At 63.4% G+C, this 21,900-nt stretch carries 24 protein-coding genes; 11 read left to right on the forward strand and 13 right to left on the reverse strand.

The features are described from left to right. Positions 1-27 precede the first annotated feature (27 nt). Genes sucD through mdh form a run of 5 tightly spaced genes read right to left on the reverse strand, consistent with a single transcriptional unit; the run spans position 28 to position 4,000 of the window. Positions 28-933 carry a succinate--CoA ligase subunit alpha gene (sucD, locus tag ACYG97_RS22625; protein WP_023732886.1) on the reverse strand — a complete coding sequence of 302 codons (906 nt, stop codon included), beginning with the start codon at positions 931-933 and terminating at the stop codon, positions 28-30. A 12-nt stretch (positions 934-945) separates the two neighbouring features. Continuing rightward, positions 946-1,437: a DUF1579 family protein gene (locus ACYG97_RS22630; RefSeq protein WP_023706739.1), complete on the reverse strand. Its 492-nt coding sequence runs from the start codon at positions 1,435-1,437 to the stop codon at positions 946-948. Between the two features lie 3 nt (positions 1,438-1,440). Beyond that, entirely contained in the window at positions 1,441-1,812 is a 372-nt protein-coding gene (locus ACYG97_RS22635; RefSeq protein WP_023732885.1) for a cupin domain-containing protein, read from the reverse strand. A gap of 6 nt (positions 1,813-1,818) precedes the next feature. Continuing rightward, positions 1,819-3,012 (reverse strand): ADP-forming succinate--CoA ligase subunit beta, encoded by a 1,194-nt coding sequence (sucC, locus tag ACYG97_RS22640; protein ID WP_023732884.1) that lies wholly within the window; start codon positions 3,010-3,012, stop codon positions 1,819-1,821. Positions 3,013-3,031: 19 nt separating this feature from the next. Continuing rightward, the gene (gene mdh / locus ACYG97_RS22645) at positions 3,032-4,000 is read right to left on the reverse strand and encodes a malate dehydrogenase (RefSeq protein ID WP_023694518.1); all 969 of its coding nucleotides are present in this window, start codon (positions 3,998-4,000) and stop codon (positions 3,032-3,034) included. A 233-nt stretch (positions 4,001-4,233) separates the two neighbouring features. Here mdh and ACYG97_RS22650 point away from each other — a divergent pair, with 233 nt between their 5' ends. Continuing rightward, the gene (locus ACYG97_RS22650) at positions 4,234-4,662 is read left to right on the forward strand and encodes a GNAT family N-acetyltransferase (RefSeq protein WP_023687691.1); all 429 of its coding nucleotides are present in this window, start codon (positions 4,234-4,236) and stop codon (positions 4,660-4,662) included. 209 nt (positions 4,663-4,871) lie between these two features. Here ACYG97_RS22650 and zapE read toward each other — a convergent pair whose 3' ends face one another. Beyond that, the gene (gene zapE, locus ACYG97_RS22655; protein ID WP_023732883.1) at positions 4,872-6,056 is read right to left on the reverse strand and encodes a cell division protein ZapE; all 1,185 of its coding nucleotides are present in this window, start codon (positions 6,054-6,056) and stop codon (positions 4,872-4,874) included. Positions 6,057-6,086: 30 nt separating this feature from the next. Further along, positions 6,087-6,626 (reverse strand): protease inhibitor Inh/omp19 family protein, encoded by a 540-nt coding sequence (locus tag ACYG97_RS22660; RefSeq protein ID WP_023687689.1) that lies wholly within the window; start codon positions 6,624-6,626, stop codon positions 6,087-6,089. A 373-nt stretch (positions 6,627-6,999) separates the two neighbouring features. Between ACYG97_RS22660 and ACYG97_RS22665 the strand changes: the two genes are divergently transcribed. The 8 genes from ACYG97_RS22665 (at position 7,000) to ACYG97_RS22700 (ending at position 14,181) form a co-directional block, all read left to right on the forward strand. Next, the gene (locus ACYG97_RS22665) at positions 7,000-7,623 is read left to right on the forward strand and encodes a hypothetical protein (protein WP_245260742.1); all 624 of its coding nucleotides are present in this window, start codon (positions 7,000-7,002) and stop codon (positions 7,621-7,623) included. Between the two features lie 98 nt (positions 7,624-7,721). Next, entirely contained in the window at positions 7,722-7,883 is a 162-nt protein-coding gene (locus ACYG97_RS22670; RefSeq protein WP_023671746.1) for a DUF1328 family protein, read from the forward strand. 73 nt (positions 7,884-7,956) lie between these two features. Further along, a complete protein-coding gene (gene dapF, locus ACYG97_RS22675) occupies positions 7,957-8,841 on the forward strand; it encodes a diaminopimelate epimerase (protein ID WP_023732881.1) in 885 nt (294 codons plus the stop codon). Then, positions 8,841-10,160 (forward strand): tRNA (N(6)-L-threonylcarbamoyladenosine(37)-C(2))-methylthiotransferase MtaB, encoded by a 1,320-nt coding sequence (gene mtaB, locus ACYG97_RS22680; RefSeq protein ID WP_031261991.1) that lies wholly within the window; start codon positions 8,841-8,843, stop codon positions 10,158-10,160. The genes dapF and mtaB overlap by 1 nt, the downstream gene beginning before the upstream one ends. A 12-nt stretch (positions 10,161-10,172) precedes the next feature. After that, positions 10,173-12,158 carry a signal recognition particle-docking protein FtsY gene (gene ftsY / locus ACYG97_RS22685; RefSeq protein ID WP_023732879.1) on the forward strand — a complete coding sequence of 662 codons (1,986 nt, stop codon included), beginning with the start codon at positions 10,173-10,175 and terminating at the stop codon, positions 12,156-12,158. Between the two features lie 62 nt (positions 12,159-12,220). Continuing rightward, complete coding sequence (locus ACYG97_RS22690; RefSeq protein WP_023687683.1) at positions 12,221-12,892, forward strand: septation protein A; 672 nt, start codon at positions 12,221-12,223, stop codon at positions 12,890-12,892. Between the two features lie 60 nt (positions 12,893-12,952). Further along, on the forward strand, positions 12,953-13,573 hold the full coding sequence (locus tag ACYG97_RS22695) for a pyridoxamine 5'-phosphate oxidase family protein (RefSeq protein ID WP_023732878.1): 621 nt from the start codon (positions 12,953-12,955) through the stop codon (positions 13,571-13,573). 59 nt (positions 13,574-13,632) lie between these two features. After that, the gene (locus ACYG97_RS22700) at positions 13,633-14,181 is read left to right on the forward strand and encodes an NADPH-dependent FMN reductase (protein ID WP_023732877.1); all 549 of its coding nucleotides are present in this window, start codon (positions 13,633-13,635) and stop codon (positions 14,179-14,181) included. 83 nt (positions 14,182-14,264) lie between these two features. Here the strand turns inward: ACYG97_RS22700 and ACYG97_RS22705 are convergent, their stop codons facing one another. Both ACYG97_RS22705 and ACYG97_RS22710 read right to left on the reverse strand, forming a co-directional pair. Next, the gene (locus ACYG97_RS22705; protein WP_023683852.1) at positions 14,265-14,471 is read right to left on the reverse strand and encodes a tautomerase family protein; all 207 of its coding nucleotides are present in this window, start codon (positions 14,469-14,471) and stop codon (positions 14,265-14,267) included. A gap of 163 nt (positions 14,472-14,634) precedes the next feature. After that, complete coding sequence (locus ACYG97_RS22710; RefSeq protein WP_023732876.1) at positions 14,635-15,555, reverse strand: SMP-30/gluconolactonase/LRE family protein; 921 nt, start codon at positions 15,553-15,555, stop codon at positions 14,635-14,637. A 286-nt stretch (positions 15,556-15,841) separates the two neighbouring features. On the opposite strand from ACYG97_RS22710, the gene ACYG97_RS22715 reads away from it, so the two are divergent. Next, positions 15,842-16,009 (forward strand): hypothetical protein, encoded by a 168-nt coding sequence (locus ACYG97_RS22715; protein ID WP_023687680.1) that lies wholly within the window; start codon positions 15,842-15,844, stop codon positions 16,007-16,009. Between the two features lie 185 nt (positions 16,010-16,194). Here the strand turns inward: ACYG97_RS22715 and ACYG97_RS22720 are convergent, their stop codons facing one another. The 4 genes from ACYG97_RS22720 to ccmA all read right to left on the reverse strand — a co-directional run bounded on the left by ACYG97_RS22720 (position 16,195) and on the right by ccmA (position 18,602). Continuing rightward, positions 16,195-16,776, reverse strand: a complete 582-nt coding sequence (locus tag ACYG97_RS22720) for a DsbE family thiol:disulfide interchange protein (RefSeq protein ID WP_023683850.1) — start codon at positions 16,774-16,776, stop codon at positions 16,195-16,197. Next, on the reverse strand, positions 16,773-16,976 hold the full coding sequence (gene ccmD, locus ACYG97_RS22725; protein ID WP_023683849.1) for a heme exporter protein CcmD: 204 nt from the start codon (positions 16,974-16,976) through the stop codon (positions 16,773-16,775). Before ccmD ends, ACYG97_RS22720 begins: the two co-directional genes overlap by 4 nt. 122 nt (positions 16,977-17,098) lie before the next feature. Continuing rightward, positions 17,099-17,764 (reverse strand): heme exporter protein CcmB, encoded by a 666-nt coding sequence (gene ccmB / locus ACYG97_RS22730; protein ID WP_023824364.1) that lies wholly within the window; start codon positions 17,762-17,764, stop codon positions 17,099-17,101. 229 nt (positions 17,765-17,993) lie between these two features. Beyond that, positions 17,994-18,602: a heme ABC exporter ATP-binding protein CcmA gene (ccmA, locus tag ACYG97_RS22735; RefSeq protein ID WP_023732874.1), complete on the reverse strand. Its 609-nt coding sequence runs from the start codon at positions 18,600-18,602 to the stop codon at positions 17,994-17,996. A gap of 285 nt (positions 18,603-18,887) precedes the next feature. Here ccmA and acnA point away from each other — a divergent pair, with 285 nt between their 5' ends. After that, a complete protein-coding gene (gene acnA, locus ACYG97_RS22740; RefSeq protein ID WP_023715753.1) occupies positions 18,888-21,578 on the forward strand; it encodes an aconitate hydratase AcnA in 2,691 nt (896 codons plus the stop codon). The last annotated feature ends 322 nt before the right edge of the window (positions 21,579-21,900 follow it).

Here is a 21,900-nt window from a genome sequence, read left to right on the forward strand (position 1 = left end):
CCCTATTCGCTATTCACTACTCGCTACTCACTTGGCCTTGATCGCCTCGACCAGCGTCGTGCCCAGACGCGCCGGCGATGGCGATACTTTAATGCCGGCCGATTCCATCGCCGCGATCTTGTCTTCCGCGCCGCCCTTGCCGCCGGAGATGACCGCGCCCGCATGGCCCATGGTGCGGCCGGCCGGCGCGGTGCGCCCGGCGATGAAGCCCGCCATCGGTTTCCTGCGGCCGCGCTTGGCCTCGTCCTTGAGGAACTGCGCGGCGTCTTCCTCGGCCGAACCGCCGATCTCACCGATCATGATGATCGACTTGGTCTCGTCGTCGGCGAGGAACATTTCGAGCATGTCGATGAATTCGGTGCCTTTGACGGGGTCGCCGCCGATGCCGACGGCAGTGGTCTGGCCGAGGCCGACATTGGTGGTCTGGAACACTGCCTCATAGGTAAGCGTTCCCGAGCGCGAAACAACGCCGACCGAGCCCTTGCGGAAGATGTTGCCGGGCATGATACCGATCTTGCATTCGTCGGGGGTGAGCACGCCGGGGCAGTTCGGGCCGATCAGCCGCGAGGTCGAGCGGTCGAGCCGCGCCTTGACCCTGACCATGTCCATCACCGGAATGCCTTCGGTGATGCAGACGATCAGCGGGATCTCGGCTTCGATGGCTTCGAGGATGGCTTCGGCGGCGCCCGCCGGCGGCACATAGACAACCGAGGCATTGGCGCCGGTCTTTTCCTTGCCCTCGGCAACGGAAGCGAAGATCGGCAGGTTTTCGCCCTTGGCGCCGGTCCAGGTCTCGCCGCCCTTCTTGGGATGGATGCCGCCGACCATCTTGGTGCCGTGATAGGCCAAGGCCTGCTCGGTGTGGAACGTGCCGGTCTTGCCGGTCAGGCCCTGAACCAGCACCTTGGTGTTCTTGTCGATGAGAATGGACATCGGAGCCCTTTTCTAAAAACCGTTGATCGAGGAAGGCGAGACGCGCCGGTAGACGCCGCTCACCATGTCTTGCCAGCTGTCGCTGCCGGCAGGTTTGAAATGCAGTCGCATCCGGTAGGCATCGACATTGTCGAAAATATACGTCACGCGTGCTGAGCCACGCGGCGACGACCGCTCCAGAACCAGCTCATCGCCGTTCCACGTTCCTGTGGCCGGCGAGGCCGGCACAAAACCCATGGAGTCGAACTGGTGCATGGTGAAGAGCCTGTTTGGCTGGTCGAAGCCGAACACGCTGTGCGAGCCGAACGAGACCGTGCCGTCGCGGCGCTGGCGATAGCGCTGCACCACGAACAGGCCGCCGAACTGTGGCTCTGCCAGCACTTCCGACGCCGCCGGTCCGCCATCGGCCCACTGCGTTTCCGCCACCTCTTCCTCGCCGCGCCAAGCGCCGACCAGTGCCTGCAGGCGCTGGTGATCGGCCGAGAGAGAGGAGAACGCGTTCATGGGTCAGAGCCGCTTCAAATCGGAGACGGTAAGGTCGCTCTTGGCGTTGCCGGTGTTGAGCGTCGTCGCCGGCTCGAACATCAGCACCACCGGCTCGGCGGTCAGCGACCGCGGCCGGTGCTCGACACCACGCGGCACGACGATGAAATCGCCCTCGCCAAGCTCGACCGGGCCATCGCGGAAATCGATGGCAATGCGTCCGCGCAGCACCAGGAAGGCCTCGTCCTCATGCTCATGCGCATGCCAGTCGAAGGACTCGCCGAACTTGGCAACCTTCGCCTGGCTGTCATTGACATCGCCGGCGATGTGCGGATCGAAGACCTTGGTGATCTTCGCGTCCGCCGCCTCGACGAGGTTTATCTTGCGTGGAGGCATTCGCCTTCAGCCCTTCACCGCCGCCACGATCTTCTTGGCTGCGTCGTCGAGATCGTCGGCCGACACGACGTTGAGGCCGCTGTCGTTGATGATCTTCTTGCCGAGCTCGGCATTGGTACCTTCAAGGCGCACCACCAGCGGCACTTGCAGGCCGACTTCCTTGACCGCGGCAATGACGCCCTCGGCAATGATGTCGCACTTCATGATGCCGCCGAAGATGTTGATTAGTATGCCTTTGACGGCCGGATCCTTGGTGATGATCTTGAACGCCGCCGTCACCTTCTCCTTCGACGCGCCGCCGCCGACATCGAGGAAGTTGGCGGGCTCGGCGCCGTAGAGCTTGATGATGTCCATCGTCGCCATCGCGAGGCCGGCGCCATTGACCATGCAGCCGATATTGCCGTCGAGCGCGACATAGGCGAGGTCGTATTTCGACGCCTCGATCTCCTTCTCGTCCTCTTCGGTGGTGTCGCGCAGCTCCATCAGTTCGGGATGGCGAAACAGCGCGTTGTTGTCGAACGACACCTTGGCGTCCAGCACGCGCAGGCGGCCGTTTTTCATCACGATCAGCGGGTTGACCTCGAGCAGGCTCATGTCCTTCTCGACAAAGGCCTTGTAGAGGATCGGGAACAGCGTGCCGGCATCCTTGGCGGCATCGCCAGTGAGGCCCAGCGCTTCCACCAATATGTCGACGTCGGTGGTCGTCACGCCGGCCAGCGGATCGATGGCGCGGGTGATAATCTTTTCCGGTGTGTCGTGGGCGACGCCTTCAATGTCCATGCCGCCCTCGGTCGAGACGACGAAAGCGATGCGGCCGACCGAGCGGTCGACCAGGATCGACAGATAAAGCTCGCGATCGATGTCGGCGCCGTCCTCGATATAGAGGCGGTTGACCTGCTTGCCGGCGGGGCCGGTCTGCTTGGTCACCAGCGTGTGGCCGAGCATCTCATTGGCGTTGGCAACGACGTCGGCAACCGACTTAGCCAGCCGCACGCCGCCCTTTGCGTCGGGCGACAGTTCCTTGAACTTCCCCTTGCCGCGGCCGCCGGCATGGATTTGGCTCTTCACCACATAGAGCGGACCGGGAAGCGCTTGTGCCGCGGCTTCCGCTTCGCTTGCCTTGAACACCGGCACGCCTTCGGCCACCGGCGCGCCAAAGCTCTTCAGCAGCGCCTTGCCTTGATATTCATGGATGTTCATCTGGATGGTCTCCGGAGGATTATTTCGAGGCGAGATGCGGGGCGATCTTGACGCAAGCCTCGGTCAGGCCCTGCACCGTCGCCACCGAAGCGTCGAACATCTTCTGCTCGGCCTTGTTGAGGTCGATCTCGATGATGCGCTCGACGCCGCCGGCGCCGATGACCACGGGAACGCCGACATAGGTGCCCTTGACGCCATACTGACCCGAGAGATGCGCCGCACAAGGCAGCACACGCTTCTTGTCCTTGAGATAGGATTCGGCCATCGCGATGGCCGAGGCGGCCGGCGCATAGTAGGCCGAGCCGGTCTTCAAGAGGCCGACGATCTCGGCGCCGCCATCGCGGGTACGCTGCACGATCTGGTCGAGCTTTTCCTTCGAGGTCCAACCCATCTTGATGAGGTCCGGCAGCGGAATGCCCGACACCGTGGAATAGCGGATCATCGGCACCATGGAATCGCCGTGGCCACCGAGCACGAAGGCGGTGACGTCCTCGACCGAGACCTTGAACTCCTCGGCGAGGAAATAGCGGAAGCGCGCGCTGTCGAGCACGCCGGCCATGCCGACGACATGGGTCTTGGGCAGGCCCGAAAACTTCTGCAGCGCCCAGACCATGGCGTCGAGCGGGTTGGTGATGCAGATGACGAAGGCCTTGGGCGCGTATTTCTTCAGCCCGGCGCCGACCTGTTCCATGACCTTGAGGTTGATGCCGAGCAGATCGTCGCGGCTCATACCCGGCTTGCGCGGCACGCCGGCAGTGACGATGCAGACATCGGCGCCCTCGATCCCGGCATAATCATTGACCCCGGTCAGCCGGGAGTCAAAACCATCGACCGGCGAAGACTGCGCGATATCGAGCCCCTTGCCTTGCGGGATGCCCTCGGCAATATCGAACAGCACCACGTCGCCGAGGTCCTTGAGGCCGATCATGTGAGCGAGCGTGCCGCCGATCATGCCGGAGCCGATGAGCGCTATCTTGTTGCGTGCCATGTGAGGAAATTTTCCCTTTGTCTGTGACGACGCCCAAATCTCTGGCGATCTGGTTGACGGCGTCGAGGAAGAGGCCGGAATGCTGTGGTGTCAGCGGATTTCGCCGCATCCAGTAGCCCTGGTGGAAAATATATTCAATCGATTATTTTCGAGTGAATAATTTCAATCGGTTAGAAACATTGGGATTTACGTAAACGTCAAAATTTGTAAGCCGACTTGGGAGATTTTACACAATGAACGTGGAAATCAGAAGACTATATCCAGGCGATGACGCCCTTGTGAAGCGCATCGCCGAAGACGTGTTCGATGAACCGGTACGGGCCGACAGACTGTCCGCCTACCTCGCCTCCTCAGGTCATATGATGATTGTGGCACTGGCCGATGGCGTCGTCGTCGGCCAGTGTGCTGCCGTCATCCACCGCCACCTGGACAAGGTCAGCGAACTCTACATCGACGAGGTCGGCGTCTCACCCGCCTACCAGCGCCATGGCATCGCGCGAAAGATGCTCGACGCCATGTTCGCGCTCGGCCGCGAGCAGGGATGCGGCGAAGCCTGGGTCGGCACCGAACCGGACAATGTCCCAGCGCGCGCGCTTTATGAATCGCGCAAGGAGGTGCATGGGCCGGCGGAGTCGTTTGTGATGTATGTGTACGAGCTTTAGGCGTCGGCGGGACAGCGCCCCCCCTCTGCCTTGCCAGGCATCTCCCCCACGAGGGGGGAGATCGGACGTCACGCGACCTTTCGCCAATCTCCAATGGCCGCATGAATGAGCGGAGCGCCGAAACCGCCAATCTCCCCCCGTGTGGGGGAGATGTCCGGCAGGACAGAGGGGGGCGCGAAGGATCACTACATAATGACCTCTTGGAACCCTCAGACCTGCGCTTCCGCGTTGTCCTTCTGCCGTTCCGCCCAGTCCTCCAGCCAGTCGCGGCTTTGCATCTCGATCAGCCGCGAGGCGGTGCGTTCGAATTCGAACACCTCGACGCCGCGCCTGGCCGTGTAAAGCTCAGGCGGGGGAGCCTCAGCGCTCACCACCAGCCGCGTGTGATGATCGTAGAGCGTGTCGATCAACAGGATGAAGCGCTTGGCCTCGTTGCGCTTGCCTTCGCCCAGCACCGGCACGTGATCGATGAAGACGGTCGAGAAGCGGCCGGCAATGGCCAGGAAATCGCGTGCGCCGAGCGGCTTTTCGCAGAGGTCGGCGAAGGAAAACCGCGCTGCATCCCCGGCGGCAGCCGGTATCCTCACTTGCCGCCCCTTGAGCGTCAGCGAGGTCTCGGCCGTCAGCGCTCCACGCGTCATCGCCTGCCAGGCCTCGTCGAGCACACGGTCGGCTTCGGCATCCGCCGGGGTGACATAAACCGGCGTGCGGGCGAGCTTTTCCAGCCTGTAGTCCTTGTCGGCATCAAGCGTCAGCACATGGGCGTGGCGCTCGAGAATGCTGATGAAGGGCAGGAAAAGCTGGCGGTTCAGCCCGTCGCGATAAAGGTCCTGCGGCGCGACATTCGAGGTGGCGACCAGAACCACGCCATTGGCGAACAGCGCCGAAAACAGCCGCGACAGGACCATCGCATCGGCAATGTCGGTGACCGAAAACTCGTCGAAGCACAGCACCCAGGCCTGTTCGGCAAGCTGGAGCGCGACCGGCGGGATCGGGTCGTCCTCCTTGACGTCGCCGTTCTTGCGCGCCTGCCGGTGCTTCTGGATGCGGTCCTGCACATCGGCCATGAAGTCGTTGAAATGAACGCGGCGCTTGCGCCTGACCGGCAACAGCTCGAAGAACATATCCATCAGCATGGTCTTGCCGCGACCGACGCCGCCATGAATGTAGAGGCCCTTGACGACCTCGCGCGTCTCGCGCTTGCGGGCAAACAGCCAGCCGAGCGCGCTCGACTTGTGCGCCAGCCGCTTGACCGAGATCTCGTCGGTCAGCCGGTCGAGCGCGGCGGCGATGCGCTCCTGCGCCGCATCGCGCTCGATGGCGCCGGTTGCGACCAGATGGTCGTAGCGCTGCCTGACGGTCGCATGGGTCTGGAGGCCGTCACGCAGATGCATCGGTCACGTCGCTGTCTAGGGATAGGCAGCCTATCTTGTAAGCGATATCGGCAAGCCGTTGGTAGTCTGGCCGTCGAATTTCGAACCGCCCGAGGAATAGAGCCGCGCCAGCGTGCCGCCATTCTCGTCATAGAGCGTCAGCTGCTTGCCGGCGACGTTCCACGATTTGATGCCGTCGATGGGCGGCGGGCAATGCAGCGGCCCGGCGCGGAAGCCGGCGCCGAATTTGGTCTGCGGCGTCGCCACCTTGCAGCTCTGTCCGGACACGCTGGCGTTCCAAACGCCGGCAACGCTCGCAGCGGTAAGGTCGGAGGCTCCGGCCGGCGCCGATCCGTCCGGCGGCAGCGAGGCGACCTGCGCGCCTGCCGGCGCGGTCGGGAATTGCGATGGGTCGGTGGTGCCCGGCGCTGCCGGGGGCGGCAGTTGGCTTCCGCTCACCGTGCCGGCGGGCGCGGGCTGCAGCGGGGCGGGCTGCTGGTCATCCATCGATGAAAAACGCGAGGTCGAACAGCCGCTCGCAACGAGCGCTGCCAGCGATACGGCCATCAGCCCGCTTCTCGAAAAAATCATTCCAACCTCCGTCGGATCCGGCTGGGGGGAAGCCGTCCGCACAATCTCACCCCTCACCAAGATGGAGAAGGTGGCGAAATTTCAACCCGATATGGTTAAAATAGGGTTTGCACCACGAATTGTTGTAAATTTGTCGCAAAATGGCTGGCGGACAAAAGGCATGTCTTCGCTCTAGCGCGGTTCCAACCGGTACATTGGTTGCGAAAGCGGCACCGGAGCCCGCGGCAGGTCGGCGCATCGGCGGTCGAGCGCAAATGCCGGCGCAAAACTGACTGAAGCGCTTGAGGCGCAAGGCCTGGGTGAGCGGTTTCGCGCCTTCCGTCCGGGCGAGCTTTGGGACGTTCCCGAGATCGAGCGCGGCTGAAGTCTGCATTTGGCCGTTTACGGCACTGCCGTTTTAGCCGATGGTCTATCGCAACAGGGGGAACAGATGAAATCAATCTTGGCAGTTTTGATCGCGCTGGTAATTTCGACGCCGGCCGCTTTCGCGGGTGAAATCACCGATCGCGCCGCTGAAGCCGAAAAGGCACTGCAGGCGGGTGATGGTGCCGGCGCGCTGGACAAATTCCGCAGCGCCGAGGACGCTCTGTGGCAAGCGATGCCGCTTGGCGTGCAAAATGTGAAGCACATCCTGTCGGCCAGCGGGTTCGGGGCCTACGCCGAGCGCCCGAACCATGTCTACAAGCCGGGCGAAGAGATTGTGCTTTATATGGAGCCGGTCGGTTACGGCTACGGCTCGGATGGGCTCGGCAACAACCAGATCGCGCTTTACGTTGACCTTACCGTGCTTTCCCAGTCGGGCGAGAAGCTGGGAACCGTCGAAAAGCTTGGCCGGGTCCAGCTCGCCTCGCGCTCGCATAACCGAGAGATGTTCTTCAAATTAAACGTCTCCCTGGATGGCGTTCCCCCCGGCAAATACCGCGCGGATTTCCTCATGCACGACGAGAACTCGCCAAAGACGGCGCCTTTCACGACCGACTTCGAGATTGCCGAATAGCGCGCCCAGTCGGAAAGAGCCTCGCGGCAACGGAACCAGAGCGCCGCAGATGCGTTCTTAAGCCGGCTGCAGGCCAGTCAATTTGCGAGGCATTGTCCATGATCAAATGGATCATCATTCTTCTGATCGTTGCTGCCGCCGCCAGCCTGCTCGGCATGCCGGCGCTGGCCGGTGCCGCCGCCACCGGCGCGCGCCTGCTGATCGGCATCGTTCTCGTCATCTTCCTGCTGATCGTACTCGGCGTTTTCGCGGTAACCTAGACGCAGCCCACACTGGTAATTCCCGCCCGTTTCCGCCATATAGCGGCGAAACGTACAGGAATTACCTCAGATCATGGCAGGCACTGCCCCCTTCGCCAAGATGAACGGCATCGGCAACGAAATCATCGTCGCCGACATGCGTGGCCGTGCCGATAGGGTCACGGCGGCGTCGGCTGTCGCGCTGAACGCCGATGCGGCGACCAGGTTCGACCAGATCATGGCGATCCACGATTCGCGCACGCCGGGCACCGCCTTTTACATCGACATCTTGAATTCCGACGGCTCGGGCGCGCAGGCCTGCGGCAACGGCATGCGCTGTGTCGTCCAGGCGCTGGCCGCCGAAACCGGCCAGAAGACTTTCACCTTCGAGACCCGCGCCGGCATCCTCAACGCCGTCGAAAATGCCGACGGCACCATCTCGGTCGACATGGGCACTCCGCGCTTTGGCTGGCAGGACATTCCGCTGGCCGAGGAATTCCGCGACACCCGCATGATCGAGTTGCAGATCGGCCCCATCAACGCGCCGGTGCTGCATTCGCCTTCGGTTCTCTCGATGGGCAACCCTCACGCCATCTTCTGGGTCGACAACGATGTCTGGTCCTACGAACTCGAGCGTTTCGGCCCGCTGCTCGAAAACCATCCGATCTTCCCCGAGCGCGCCAACATCACCATCGCCCAGGTAACGTCGCCGGAGACGATGATCATCCGCACCTGGGAGCGCGGCGCCGGCCTGACCAAGGCTTGCGGCTCGGCCGCTTGCGCTTCCGTCGTCGCCGCTGCCCGCACCCGGCGCACCGGCCGCAGCGTTACGCTGATGACGCCCGGCGGCGGCTCGCTGCATGTGGAATGGCGCGACGACGACCACGTCATCCTGACCGGCGCTGCCGAATGGGAGTTTTCCGGCAATTTCGATCCGTCGACCGGCACCTGGGCCCGCGACACCGAAAGCGCGGCCTGATGTTTGCACTTGCCGATACCAAGGGCCCCAACTCCCAAGGCATAGACGTCGTCACCTTTGGCTGCCGTCTCAACACCTATGAATCCGAAGTGATGCGCCGCGAGGCCGAAAGCGCAGGTCTCGGCGCGCTCAAAGGCGGCGCCATTATCTTCAACACCTGCGCCGTCACCGCCGAAGCGGTGCGCCAGGCCAGGCAGTCGATCAGAAAGGCCCGCCGCGAAAATCCGGCGGCGCGCATCATCGTCACCGGCTGCGCCGCGCAAACCGAACCGCAGAATTTTGCCGCCATGGACGAGGTCGACCTCGTGCTTGGCAACGAAGAGAAGCTGAAGGCCAACTCCTACCGCGCGCTGCCGGATTTCGGCGTCAACGACAGCGAGAAGGCGCGCGTCAACGACATTTTCTCGGTGCGCGAGACCGCCGGACACATGGTCGACGCCATTGAGGGCCGGGCACGTGCTTTCGTCCAGGTGCAGAACGGCTGCGACCATCGCTGCACCTTCTGCATCATCCCCTATGGCCGCGGCAACTCACGCTCGGTGCCGATGGGCGCCGTGGTCGAGCAGGTCAAGCGTCTGGCCGGCAACGGCTATGCCGAGATCGTGCTGACCGGCGTCGACATGACCAGCTTCGGCGCCGACCTGCCGGGCGCGCCGAAGCTGGGAAAGCTGGTGAAGACCATCCTGAAGCAGGTGCCTGATGTGAAGCGGCTGCGGCTGTCCTCAATCGATTCGATCGAGGCGGATGATGATCTGCTCGACGCCATCGCCACCGAACCCAGGCTGATGCCGCATCTGCATCTGTCGCTGCAATCAGGTGACGACATGATCCTGAAGCGCATGAAGCGCAGGCATTTGCGCGACCAGTCGATCCGCTTCTGCGAGGATGTGCGCAAGCTGCGCCCCGAAATCGTCTTCGGCGCCGACATCATCGCCGGCTTCCCGACCGAGACCGAGGAAATGTTTCAGAATTCGATAAAGATCGTCGAGGAATGTGGGCTGACGCACCTGCATGTCTTCCCGTTTTCACCGCGCGAAGGCACGCCCGCCGCGCGCATGCCGCAAGTCCGCCGCGAACTGGTCAAGCAGCGGGCGGCCCGGCTGCGCGCCGTCGGCGAGGCCGCCTATCGCCGCCATTTGTCGTCACTCCCGGGAACGCGCCAGTCGATCCTGGTCGAGCGCGACGGCCTCGGCCGCACCGAAGGGTTCACGCTTGCGGCGCTCGACACGGGCGCGCCGGGCGAGATCGTCGAGGCAGACATCACCGGCCATGACGGCGCGCGCCTGATAGCAGCCCCGCTCACTGCCCGCGCCGCCTGAGACGATTGAAGCATGGCCGGTTTTTTCAAGAACATATTTTCGTTCGGCAAGAAGGAAGTCGTCGAGGAGCGCATCGACGAAACCGCTCCCCTGCCGCCGATCAAATGGGATGCGCTTGAGGCGCTGAAGCCGGCGGCCGAGCAGGTCGTTCCGGAGTTCTTGAAGCGCGAGGAGCCCGAGCCGCCGACGCCCCACCCTCCCCTCGATGGGGAGGGTCGCCACGAAGTGGCGGGGAGGGGTGAGAGCGCCGACGCCGACGCCACTCACCCCCACCCCCAAGCTTCGCTTGGGGCCTCCCCCATCGAGGGGGAGGTAAAGCCTGCGCCGCAGTCGGCGCCAGAAGAACCGAAGCCCGAACCCACGCCGACCATCCCGCCCGCGCCGGAACCGGTCGTCCCATCCGAGCCGGAACCGTTGCCGGAGCCCGCGCCGGTAGAAGAACCGCAGCCTGAGCCGGAGATACCCGAGCCGCCTGCACCGGAAGAAGTTCCTGCGCCGCCAGCCGTTCCGGAGCCGGCTCCCGAGCCGCAGCCCCAAGAAGTGCCGCCGGCGCCGGCCGAGCCGGAGATCGAACCATCGCGTCCGGAACCGCAGCTGGAGCCCGCTCCCGTCGAAGTGCCGACGCCTGCCGAGACTCCAGCAGAACCGGCCGCCCCGATCGAAGTGCCGCAACCGTCCGCGCCTCCCGCACAGCCTACCTCAGAGGTCAGCGCCGCCCCTCATCCGCCTGCCGGCACCTTCTCCCCGTATAGCCACGGGGAGAAGGACGAGGCGACCCACCCTCCCCTCGATGGGGAGGGTCGACGCGAAGCGGCGGGGTGGGGTGATGGCGCCGACGCCAGCGCAAATCACCCCCACCCCCAAGCTTCGCTTGGGACCTCCCCCATCAAGGGGGAGGTAAAGCGCACGTCGGTTGAAGCTGTACCCGCGCCGGTCGAAGCCAAGACCATCGTTGCCGAGCTAGCGCCCGCGCCGGCCCCGCAACCTTCGCCACAGTCAAAACCAGCTCCCGGCAAAGTCACCGTCACCAAAAAGGTCGAGCAGAAAGCCGAGCCGCAAAAGGCGCCCGAACCGGCGCCGCGACGCTCCTGGTTCCAGCGCATGCGCGACGGGCTTGCCCGCTCCTCGAAAGAACTCACCGGCAACATTGCCGGCGTCTTCACCAAGCGCAAGCTCGACGAGGAGACGCTGCAGGATCTGGAGGACGTGCTGATCCGTGCCGATCTGGGCATGGAAACAGCCTTGCGCGTCACCGATGCCCTCGCTGCCAGCCGCTACGGCAAGGATGTCTCCGACGCGGATGTCCGCACCATCATGGCGGCCGAGGTGGAGAAGGTGCTGGCCCATGTCGCCATGCCGCTGGAGCTCGACCTGTCGCACAAGCCGCATGTCATTCTGGTGGTCGGCGTCAACGGCACCGGCAAGACCACGACCATCGGCAAGCTCGCCGCCAAACTGACCGATGGTGGCCTGTCGGTGATGCTGGCCGCCGGCGACACGTTTCGCGCTGCAGCCATCGAGCAGCTAAAGATCTGGGGCGAGAGGACGAAGTCGCCGGTCATCGCCTCGAAGATAGGCGCGGATGCCGCCGGCCTCGCCTACGACGCTTTCGAACGCGCCAAGGAGGCCGGCTCCGACGTGCTGATCATCGACACCGCCGGCCGGCTGCAAAACAAGACCGAACTGATGGCGGAGCTGGAAAAGATCGTGCGCGTGCTGGGCAAGCTCGATCCGGAAGCGCCGCATACCGTGCTGCAGACGGTCGACGCCACCACCGGCCAGAATGCGCTCAATCAGGTCGAGATCTTCCGCAATGTCGCCGGCGTCAACGGCCTGGTGATGACCAAGCTGGACGGCACGGCGCGCGGCGGTATTCTGGTCGCGATCGCGGCAAAGCACAAACTGCCGGTCTACTTCATCGGCGTCGGCGAACAGGTCGACGACCTCGAACCATTCTCGGCCGGCGAATTCGCCAGGGCGATCGCCGGCGTAGCGTAACAGGCAATGATCCCGAAGAGCTGACGGCTTTTTTGGACAAGATCATGCGTCAGAAGGAAGTCATGAACCCTCCCATCCTCGAACGCGACCCGTCCGACCCGCGAAAGAAGAAAGAAAGCGTCAATCCGCTGCTCAAGCTGGTGCTGGAACTCGGGCCGCTGATGGTGTTCTTCTTCGCCAATGCACGCGGCGCCTGGCTGGTGCAGAAATTTCCTGTCCTGGCCGAATTCGGCGGGCCGATCTTCGTCGCCACCGGCCTGTTCATGGCGGCGACCGCGATCGCGCTGATCGCCTCCTGGCTGCTGCTGCGCACCTTGCCGATCATGCCGATGGTCTCGGGCGTCGTCGTCTTCATCTTCGGCGCGCTGACGCTCTATCTGCAGGACGACGTGTTCATCAAAATGAAGCCGACCATCGTCAACACCCTGTTTGGCGGCGTGCTGCTCGGCGGTCTGTATTTCGGCCGATCGCTGCTCGGCTATGTCTTCGATTCGGCCTTTCGCCTCGATGCCGAAGGCTGGCGCAAGCTGACTTTCCGCTGGGGCCTGTTCTTCCTGTTCCTGGCTCTTGCCAATGAAGTGGTGTGGCGGAATTTTTCCACCGACTTCTGGGTTACCTTCAAGGTCTGGGGCATCATGCCGATCACCCTGTTGTTCACCTTCAGCCAGATGCCGCTGATCCTGCACCATTCGATCGAGGATAAGGCCGAGAAGGTGGAAGAAGCCGGCAAGTAGAGCAATTCCAGGAAAAGTGTGAAGCCGTCCGGAATTGCGTCCGAATAAACGGAGACGGCCATGGAATTCGTCACCACGCGCGATGAACTGAGGACGATCTACAAGACGCCGCGGCCGGCCGACGCCTCGATGCGCAAGGAACTCCGGGCGCTTGACGGCCACTGCCGCTCCTTCATCGGCAAGAGCCCTTTCGTGCTGATCGGTTCTTCCGACGGCGCCGGCAATGCCGACGTGACGCCTAAAGGCGACAGGCCGGGCTTTGCCCTTGTCCTTGACGACAAGACCATCGCCATTCCCGACCGGCCCGGCAACAACCGGCTGGACACGCTGGAAAACATCCTGCTCAACCCTTCGGTCGGGCTGCTTTTTCTCATCCCCGGCATGAACGAGACGCTGCGCATCAATGGCGACGCCCGCATAACCGTCGATGCCGGTTTGCGCGAGCGCCTCACCGTCGACGGCAAGCAACCGCAAAGCGTCGTCGTGGTGAGCGTCAAGGCCGCTTACATGCACTGCGCCAAGGCCTTCATGCGCTCCGAATTGTGGAAGCCGGACAGCTGGCACGACCGCGCGACGTTGCCGACGCTCGGTCAGATCCTGTCCGATCAGATGGCGCATGCCGAAACTGCCGACGATTTCGACCGCTCGCTGGACGAAGCCTACAGCAAGACCCTGTGGTAGATTTCGGGTACGATTCGCCATTGCGGTCCTTTGCCGGTTTTCCCTAGCCCTGTTTGCCCTTGATCGAACTCCTCGCCATCTCCGGCAGCCTGCGCGCCGCCTCGACCAATTCGGCGCTGCTGGCGGCGCTGTCCGCGAACGCGCCTTCGGATTGCCGCGTAACTGTCTATGACGGGCTCGGCCTGCTGCCGATCTTCAACCCGGATGACGAAGGCGAGCGCACACCGGCTGAGGCCATGCGGCTGATCGAGGCCGTCACCAGCGCCGACGGCATCATCCTCTCCTGCCCCGAATATGCCCATGGCGTGCCCGGCGGCATGAAAAACGCGCTCGACTGGCTGGTCTCGCGCGACGCCGCAGTCGCCAAGCCCGCCATGCTGGCCCACGCCTCCGCGCGCTCGCTCTACGCCCGCGCCGCGCTGGCCGAGATCATGCGCACCATGTCGTTCGCGCTTTGTGAGAATGCGGTTCTGGAGATTGCCTTGCTCGGCAAGAAACCGCCGGAGATAGAAGCGATCCTGGGAGAGGACGAGAACCTGCGGGCCATGCGCGAAGCGGTGCAGGTTTTCGTGAGTTTTATACGCGCAAACGTTGCCTCGTCATCCTAGGGCGGAGCAAGGAGCGAAGCGACGCGGCGCAGACCCTAGGATGACGAACGAAAGGGTGCGGCGCACCCCAACGTGCCGCAGTGCTACCCCTTCCGCAACGTCTCGACATCGGTCACACCGACATACCAGTCGCGCGCGTTGACCTCTTCGAACACCACCCAGACGTCGTCATTGCTAAGCCCGGTGGCGTCCATGATGGCCGCCGTGACCTTTTTGGCAATGTCGGCCTTCTTGCCAGCGGGATCAGCGGCGATCACTTCCTTGACGATGCGGATGTTGACGAATGGCATGATGTCCTCCCCTTGAATTGTGTCTGATAGCGCCGCGCCGCGGCTCCGAAATCCGCTCCGGCGAATCGCTTGTCGGTCGTTCCGGCCGGCCGCCGCGCAACAGGCGCCGCGGACATGCGCAGAAACGCCATCAAGGGCCGCCAGAGAAGCGTTTCCAGCAGCCTCAATACGTCTTCGCCCCGTTCACCATCAGCCGCACCATGTAGAGCGACGTGGTGCCGGCGATGTAGAGGCAGTTCAGCTTGTTGCCGCCGAACACGCAATTGGCGGTCACTTCCGGCACCTTGACCTTGCCGATCAGCGTGCCGTCGGGATCGTAGCAATGGATGCCGTCGGCGGCACTGGTCCAGATGCGGCCGGCCTCGTCGAGCCGAAAGCCGTCGAACAGACCGGCCGTGCAGTCAGCGAACACCTTCCCGCCCGAGACCTTCTTGCCGTGCTTGCCGACGTTGAAGACCCGCATATGCGCGGGGTTCTGCGCGCCATGGGTGCGGCCGGTGTCGACGACATAGAGCTGGCTTTCATCCAGTGAAAAGGCAAGCCCGTTCGGCCGGACCATGTCGGTGATGACGGCCTCGACCTCGCCCGTATCCGGATCGACCCGGTAGACATGGCAAGCGCCGATCTCGCTTTCGGCCTTGTCGCCCTCATAGTCGGTGTCGATGCCGTAGCTCGGATCGGTGAACCAGATCGAGCCGTCGGATTTCACGACCGCGTCATTGGGCGAATTCAGCCGCTTGCCTTTCCATTCGGCCGCGATGGTGGTGACGGAACCGTCATGCTCGGTGCGGCTGACGCGGCGGCCGGAATGCTCGCACGTCACCAGTCGGCCCTGGCGGTCGACGGTGTTGCCGTTGGAATTGCCGGAGGGCTGACGGAAGACGCTGACATTGCCGTCGGTCTCGTCATAGCGCAGCATGCGGTTGTTGGGGATGTCGGACCAGACGACATAGCGGCCGGCGGCGAACCAGGCCGGCCCTTCCGCCCACTGACATCCGGTAAACAGCTTTTCCACCTGGGCGTTGCCGTTGAACAGCCGCGCGAAACGCGGATCCAGAATTTCGTAATAGTCTGCGGTCGCCATGCATTTCCTCCGGGCATCACGTGACGCGCGGATCAAGCCAGCCTGCGGGCGTGATGGCAAGGTGGCGCAGGCGCAATTTGTAAGACAAAAGGTGCCCGGCCGGCATGGCCCGCCAGCCTGTCCGGCCGTTTATGGTGCTGTAGCGCTGTATTAACCCGCTATGCGCCCTGTGCAATGGTGCATTGCAACATCTTCTTTTTGCATCGCACCATTCCTATGTCATGGTGCGAACGACCAAGGGAGGAACAAATTCACCGCTGATATGCGGCACGAAAGGACCCTTGCTATGGCTTTTGACAACCTCTTCTCCCGCGCGCGCTCCTCGATGGCCAAGCGCCGCCACTACAACCGCCTCGTCGCGGAAATCGAAAACCTGACGAGCCGCGATCTGGCCGACCTGCGCGCCGACCGCTCGGAAATGCTCTACCAGGTCCACAGGCAGATCTACGGCTGAGCATTTCAGACGTCAGCGGGGCACCGCCCCCTCACCCGGATTGCCAAACCGAATTGCATGAGCAATTCGGGCAATTCGACCTCTCCCCCCGGGGAGAGGAGCTAGCCTGTGCCGATGCTTCCCTCTTCTCCCCACGGGGAGAAGGTGGCCGCGTAGCGGCCCGATGAGGGGGCATGGCGCCAACGTCAGCCCGGTGCCGCGAGCGCCTTTTCAATCTGCGGCAACAGAACATCCCTCGCCGACTCCCCTGTCAGCGGCCCGACATGCTTGTAGGCAATCTTGCCGTCCTTGCCGATGACGAAGGTTTCCGGCACGCCGTAGACGCCCCAGTCGATGGCCGTGCGGCCGGCCTCGTCGACACCTATCGCCTGGAACGGATTGCCGAGATCACCAAGGAACCGGCGCGCGTTTTGCGCTTGGTCCTTGTAGTTTAGCGCGGCCATGACGAAGCGCTTGTCCTGCGACAGCTGCAAGAGCACCGGATGTTCTTCCCGGCACGGCGCGCACCACGATGCAAAGACGTTGACCAGCGTTACCTTGCCGGCGAAGGCTTTCGAATCCAGCCCGGGCAGGTTTGACCCTTCCAGCGCCGGCAGGTTGGTCTGCGGCGCCGGCAGGCCGATCAGCGCCGACGGCACTGCCGCCTCATCGCGTCCCGACAAAAGCTGCGACAGGAACAATCCGGCGAGGCCGAGAAAAACCAGCAGCGGCAACAGCACGACCAGGCGGCGGCGCGGCGACGCCGGCGTTTCGCTTTCCGTGCTCATGGCTTGCTGGCCCCAGTGCTGGCCCCAGTGCTGGCCCCAGTACCGGCTTTGTCCGAGCGACGCCGCACGCCGGCCGCTTCGAGGTCTGCCAGTTCGCGCTTGCGGGTCCGCTGGTCGAGCAGGATCCAGCCGATCAGCCCGGCCAGCACGATCACCGTAATGCCATAGGCGGCCGCGACATAGAGTGCGTGTGCACTCATGCGCTTCGCTCCCCTTCCACCGTCACTTCGTCGTGCTCGATCATGGCCTTCCCATGGCTTTGCGGCTTTCTTAGCTTTGCGGCTGGGGCTTCGCAATTGATCGTCGCGCCGCAGCGGTCATATCAATCCGTTCCATGCCGCAGCGCCAGTGCTGCCGCCACCGGACCCAGCACGGCAAGAAACAGCGTCAGCGCGGCAAGAATGAGGAAGGGCTGCAGGAATGGATCAGGATCGGCCACCGCGCCGTAGCTCGCCGACACCCCGAAGATCAGCACCGGGATGGTCAGCGGCAGCACCAGCACCGAGATCAGCAGCCCGCCACGCGGCAGCGCCACCGCCACCGCCGCCCCGACCGCGCCGATGAAAGTGATCGCCGGCGTGCCGACCAGCAGCGTGAGCGCGGTGGCGCCGATGCTGAGCGGCTCCATGTTCATGAACAGGCCGAGCAGAGGTGCCGCAACCACCAGCGGCAGAACGCTGCCCATCCAGTGCGCCAGGCACTTCACCAGCACCGTCAGCGCCAGCATGTGGCGGTCATTGCCCAGCACCAGAAGATCGAGCGAACCGTCTTCGCGATCGGCCTGAAACAGCCGGTCGAGGCCGAGCAGGCAGGCGAGCAGAGCGCCGATCCAAAGGATCGCCGGACCGATGCGGGCGAGCAGCTTCAGGTCCGGTCCGACACCGAAGGGGATGGTGGCGATGACGGCGAGGAAGAAGATGACGCCGGTGAGCGCCCCGCCCCCGGCACGGATTGAGAGGCGGACGTCGCGCAGGAAGAGGGCTAGCATTGGCGAGCCGCGCCTGCGGTTTGATCGCCATCTTGCCGCAGGTGGCGTTCCTTCACACCCCCCTCTGTCCTCCCGGACATCTCCCCCGCAAGGGGGGAGATTGGCAGTTCCGTTGCTGACGCCTCTTTTTCAATGCCGGTGATTGGCGAAAGCCGGCATGACATCTGATCTCCCCCCCTGCGGGGGAGATGCCCGGTAGGGCAGAGGGGGGTGGGCGGGAATGCCGACATCACCCTATTGCTCCCATCCTCAATTCCTTCGCCCCATCCAATCCCAGTGGCAAATGCGTCGCCGCGACAATAATCCCGCCCTCCGCGCAATGCCTCGTCATCAGCCCCGCAAACCGCGCCTCCGAGGCCTTGTCCAGCCCAGCCGTCGGCTCATCCAGCAGCCACAGCGGCTTATGACTGACCAGCAATTTCGCAATCGCCGCCCGCCGCCTTTGCCCGGTCGACAGATATCCGAAAGGCAGATGGCCGATGCCGCCGAGACCAACCGTCTCCAGCGCCTCCCCCACACCCGACTGCCCGTCGCCGTTGAAATCGCGCCAGAAGCGCAGATTCTCCGCCACGCTGAGCGCCGTCTTCATTGCATTGAGGTGGCCGAGATAGTGGATCGCCGAAGCGATCGTCGGAAACGTCTCGCCGCCGCCCTCGATGCGCACATCGCCTTGCGCCTTCGGCAGCAGCCCGGCGATGACCCTGAGCAGCGTCGATTTGCCCGAGCCGTTCGGCCCGGTGACGACCAGCACCTGGCCCTTGTCGAGCGCAAAACCGATGCCGGAAAAGACCGTCTCGCCGCCGCGTTCGCCGCCCAGATTTTCGGCAATCAGCCGCATGCCTGCCCGTCCCGAAAACTCTACCGCGCGATAGCTGCCGCATCGCACAAATTTGCTCCGCAACTGTCTAGAACTATTCCAGAAAATTCTCTATATGCGGGACATCCGTGCCAGCGGTCGGCACGGGAACAGAATTTGCGCCGAACCAGCGCACGCGCCGCCTTGAACGGCTCGGGTTGGCTGGGAACGGACAGCGGAAATGGCCGTACCCGCACCTTTGCGCGTGATTGCATGCCCATCGGCGTCCGTTCCCTTTCAGGCTGAACAGACAAGGACGGACCGCACGTGTCAAAATCCCTCGACAGTTTCAATTGCCGCCGCACCCTCACCGTGGGTGGCGCGGACTATGTCTATTACAATCTGGTCGAGGCCGAGAGGAACGGCCTCACCGGCATTGCCCAGCTGCCTTATTCGATGAAGGTGCTGCTGGAAAACCTTTTGCGCAATGAAGACGGCCGCTCCGTCACCAAGGACTCTATCCAGGCTGTTGCCGGCTGGCTGACCGACAAGGGCACCGCCGGCGTCGAGATCGCCTATCGCCCGGCGCGTGTCTTGATGCAGGATTTCACGGGCGTCCCGGCGGTGGTCGACTTGGCCGCCATGCGCGACGGCCTCAAGGCGCTCGGCGGCGATCCGCAGAAGATCAATCCGCTGGTGCCGGTCGACCTCGTCATCGACCACTCCGTCATCGTCGACGAATTCGGCACGCCACTGGCCTTTGCCAGGAATGTCGAGCTCGAATATGAGCGCAACGAAGAGCGCTATAAATTCCTGAAATGGGGCCAGCAGGCGTTCCGCAATTTTCGCGTCGTGCCGCCCGGCACCGGCATCTGCCATCAGGTCAACCTCGAATATCTCGGTCAGGTCGTCTGGACCAACACGGAAGACGGCGAAACCACCGCTTATCCCGACACCTGCGTCGGCACCGATTCGCACACCACCATGATCAACGGCCTTGGCGTGCTCGGCTGGGGCGTCGGCGGCATCGAGGCCGAGGCGGCGATGCTCGGCCAGCCGGTTTCCATGCTGTTGCCCGAAGTCATCGGCTTCCGCCTCACCGGCAAACTTAGGGAAGGCATCACCGCCACTGACCTGGTGCTGACCGTCACCCAGATGCTGCGCAAGAAGGGCGTCGTCGGCAAGTTCGTCGAGTTCTTCGGCCCGGGCCTGTCCAACATGACGCTGGCCGACCGCGCCACCATCGGCAATATGGCGCCCGAGTATGGCGCCACCTGCGGCTTCTTCCCGGTCGATGGCGAGACCATCCGCTACCTCACAATGTCGGGCCGCGAGGAAAGCCGCATCGCCCTGGTCGAGGCCTATTCCAAGGCGCAAGGCATGTGGCGTGACGCCGGCTCGGCCGACCCTGTCTTCACTGACCTGCTCGAACTCGAGCTCGACAGCGTCGTGCCGTCGATGGCAGGTCCCAAGCGCCCCGAAGGCCGCGTTCCGCTCGAAGGCATTCCGGCCGGCTTCGCAAAGGCGATGGAAACCGAGTACAAGAAGGCTGCCGAAATCCACAAGCGCTATGCCGTCGAAGGCACCGACCATGATCTCGGTCATGGCGATGTCGTCATTGCCGCCATCACGTCCTGCACCAACACCTCCAACCCGAGCGTGCTGATCGGCGCCGGCCTTTTGGCGCGCAACGCCAACCGGCTCGGCCTCAAGCAGAAGCCGTGGGTGAAGACCTCGCTGGCGCCGGGCAGCCAGGTGGTCGCCGAATATCTGGAAAAGTCCGGCCTGCAGAAGGAGCTCGACCAGATCGGCTTCAACCTGGTTGGTTTCGGCTGCACCACCTGCATCGGCAATTCCGGCCCGCTGCCGGCGCCGATCTCCAAGACCATCAACGATAAGGGCCTGATCGCCGCCGCAGTGCTCTCCGGCAACCGCAACTTCGAAGGCCGTGTTTCACCTGACGTGCAGGCGAACTATCTGGCGTCGCCGCCGCTGGTGGTAGCCCATGCTTTGGCCGGCACCGTCACCAAGGACCTGACCACCGAGCCACTCGGCGAAGGCCGCGACGGCAAGCCGGTCTATCTCAGGGATATCTGGCCGAGTTCGGCCGAGATCCAGGAGTTCATCGAGAAGAACGTCACACGTGAGCTGTTCGCCCGCAAATATGCCGACGTCTTCAAGGGCGACGAATACTGGCAGAACGTCAAGGCGCCGGAAGGCCAGACCTATGCCTGGGACGACAACTCGACCTATGTGCAGAACCCGCCCTATTTCGCCGGCATGACCTCCGGTTTCGGCAAGATCGGCGACATCAAGGGCGCGCGCGTGCTCGGCCTGTTCGGCGACAAGATCACCACCGATCACATCTCACCGGCGGGTTCGATCAAGGCCGCTTCCCCGGCCGGCAAATACCTCACCGACCATGGCGTCGGCGTTGCCGACTTCAACCAGTACGGCACAAGGCGCGGCAACCATGAGGTGATGATGCGCGGCACCTTCGCCAACATCCGCATCCGCAACCATATGCTGGGCGAGAACGGCCGCGAGGGCGGCTACACCATCCACTACCCGTCGAAGGAAGAGGAATCGATCTACGACGCGGCGATGAGGTACAAAAAGGAAGGCGTGCCGCTGGTCATCTTCGCCGGCGTCGAATACGGCAACGGCTCCTCCCGCGACTGGGCAGCTAAAGGAACGAATCTCCTCGGTGTCCGTGCCGTCATCGCCCAGTCCTTCGAGCGCATCCATCGCTCCAACCTGGTCGGCATGGGCGTCATCCCCTTCGTCTTCGAGGAAGGCACCTCATGGGCCTCGCTCAACCTCAAGGGTGACGAGCTGGTCGAGATCGACGGCATAAGCACCATCAAGCCACGCCAGACGATGATCGCCAAGGTGACCTATGGCGACGGCACCGTGAAGAACGTGCCGATCATCTGCCGCATCGATACGCTGGACGAACTCGACTACTTCAAGAATGGCGGCATTTTGCAATACGTGCTGCGCGATCTGGCCGCGTAGCGGCCAGGGCTTAGGCAGTAGGGATTGGGCGGTAGCGGGGAACGACATCCCCTACTCCCTACTCCCTACTCCCTACTCCCTACTCCCTACTCCCTACTCCCTACTCCCTACTCCCTACTCCCTACTCCCAGTCTTTCCAAAGCATTGCCCGACCCGAACGAAGCCCCGCCCTGTACGACAGGAGTAAAAACCGGCTGGGCTCAGCAAGATCTGCCCCACGCTCCTGATGCCATGCTCCCGATCGAACCGGGCGGTGAAGTGCTCCCCCTGTGATGGCCATACCCATGGTTGCGGCAGCAAAAATTTCACCGCAACGTGACTT

The organism is Mesorhizobium sp. W067 (assembly GCF_054719525.1).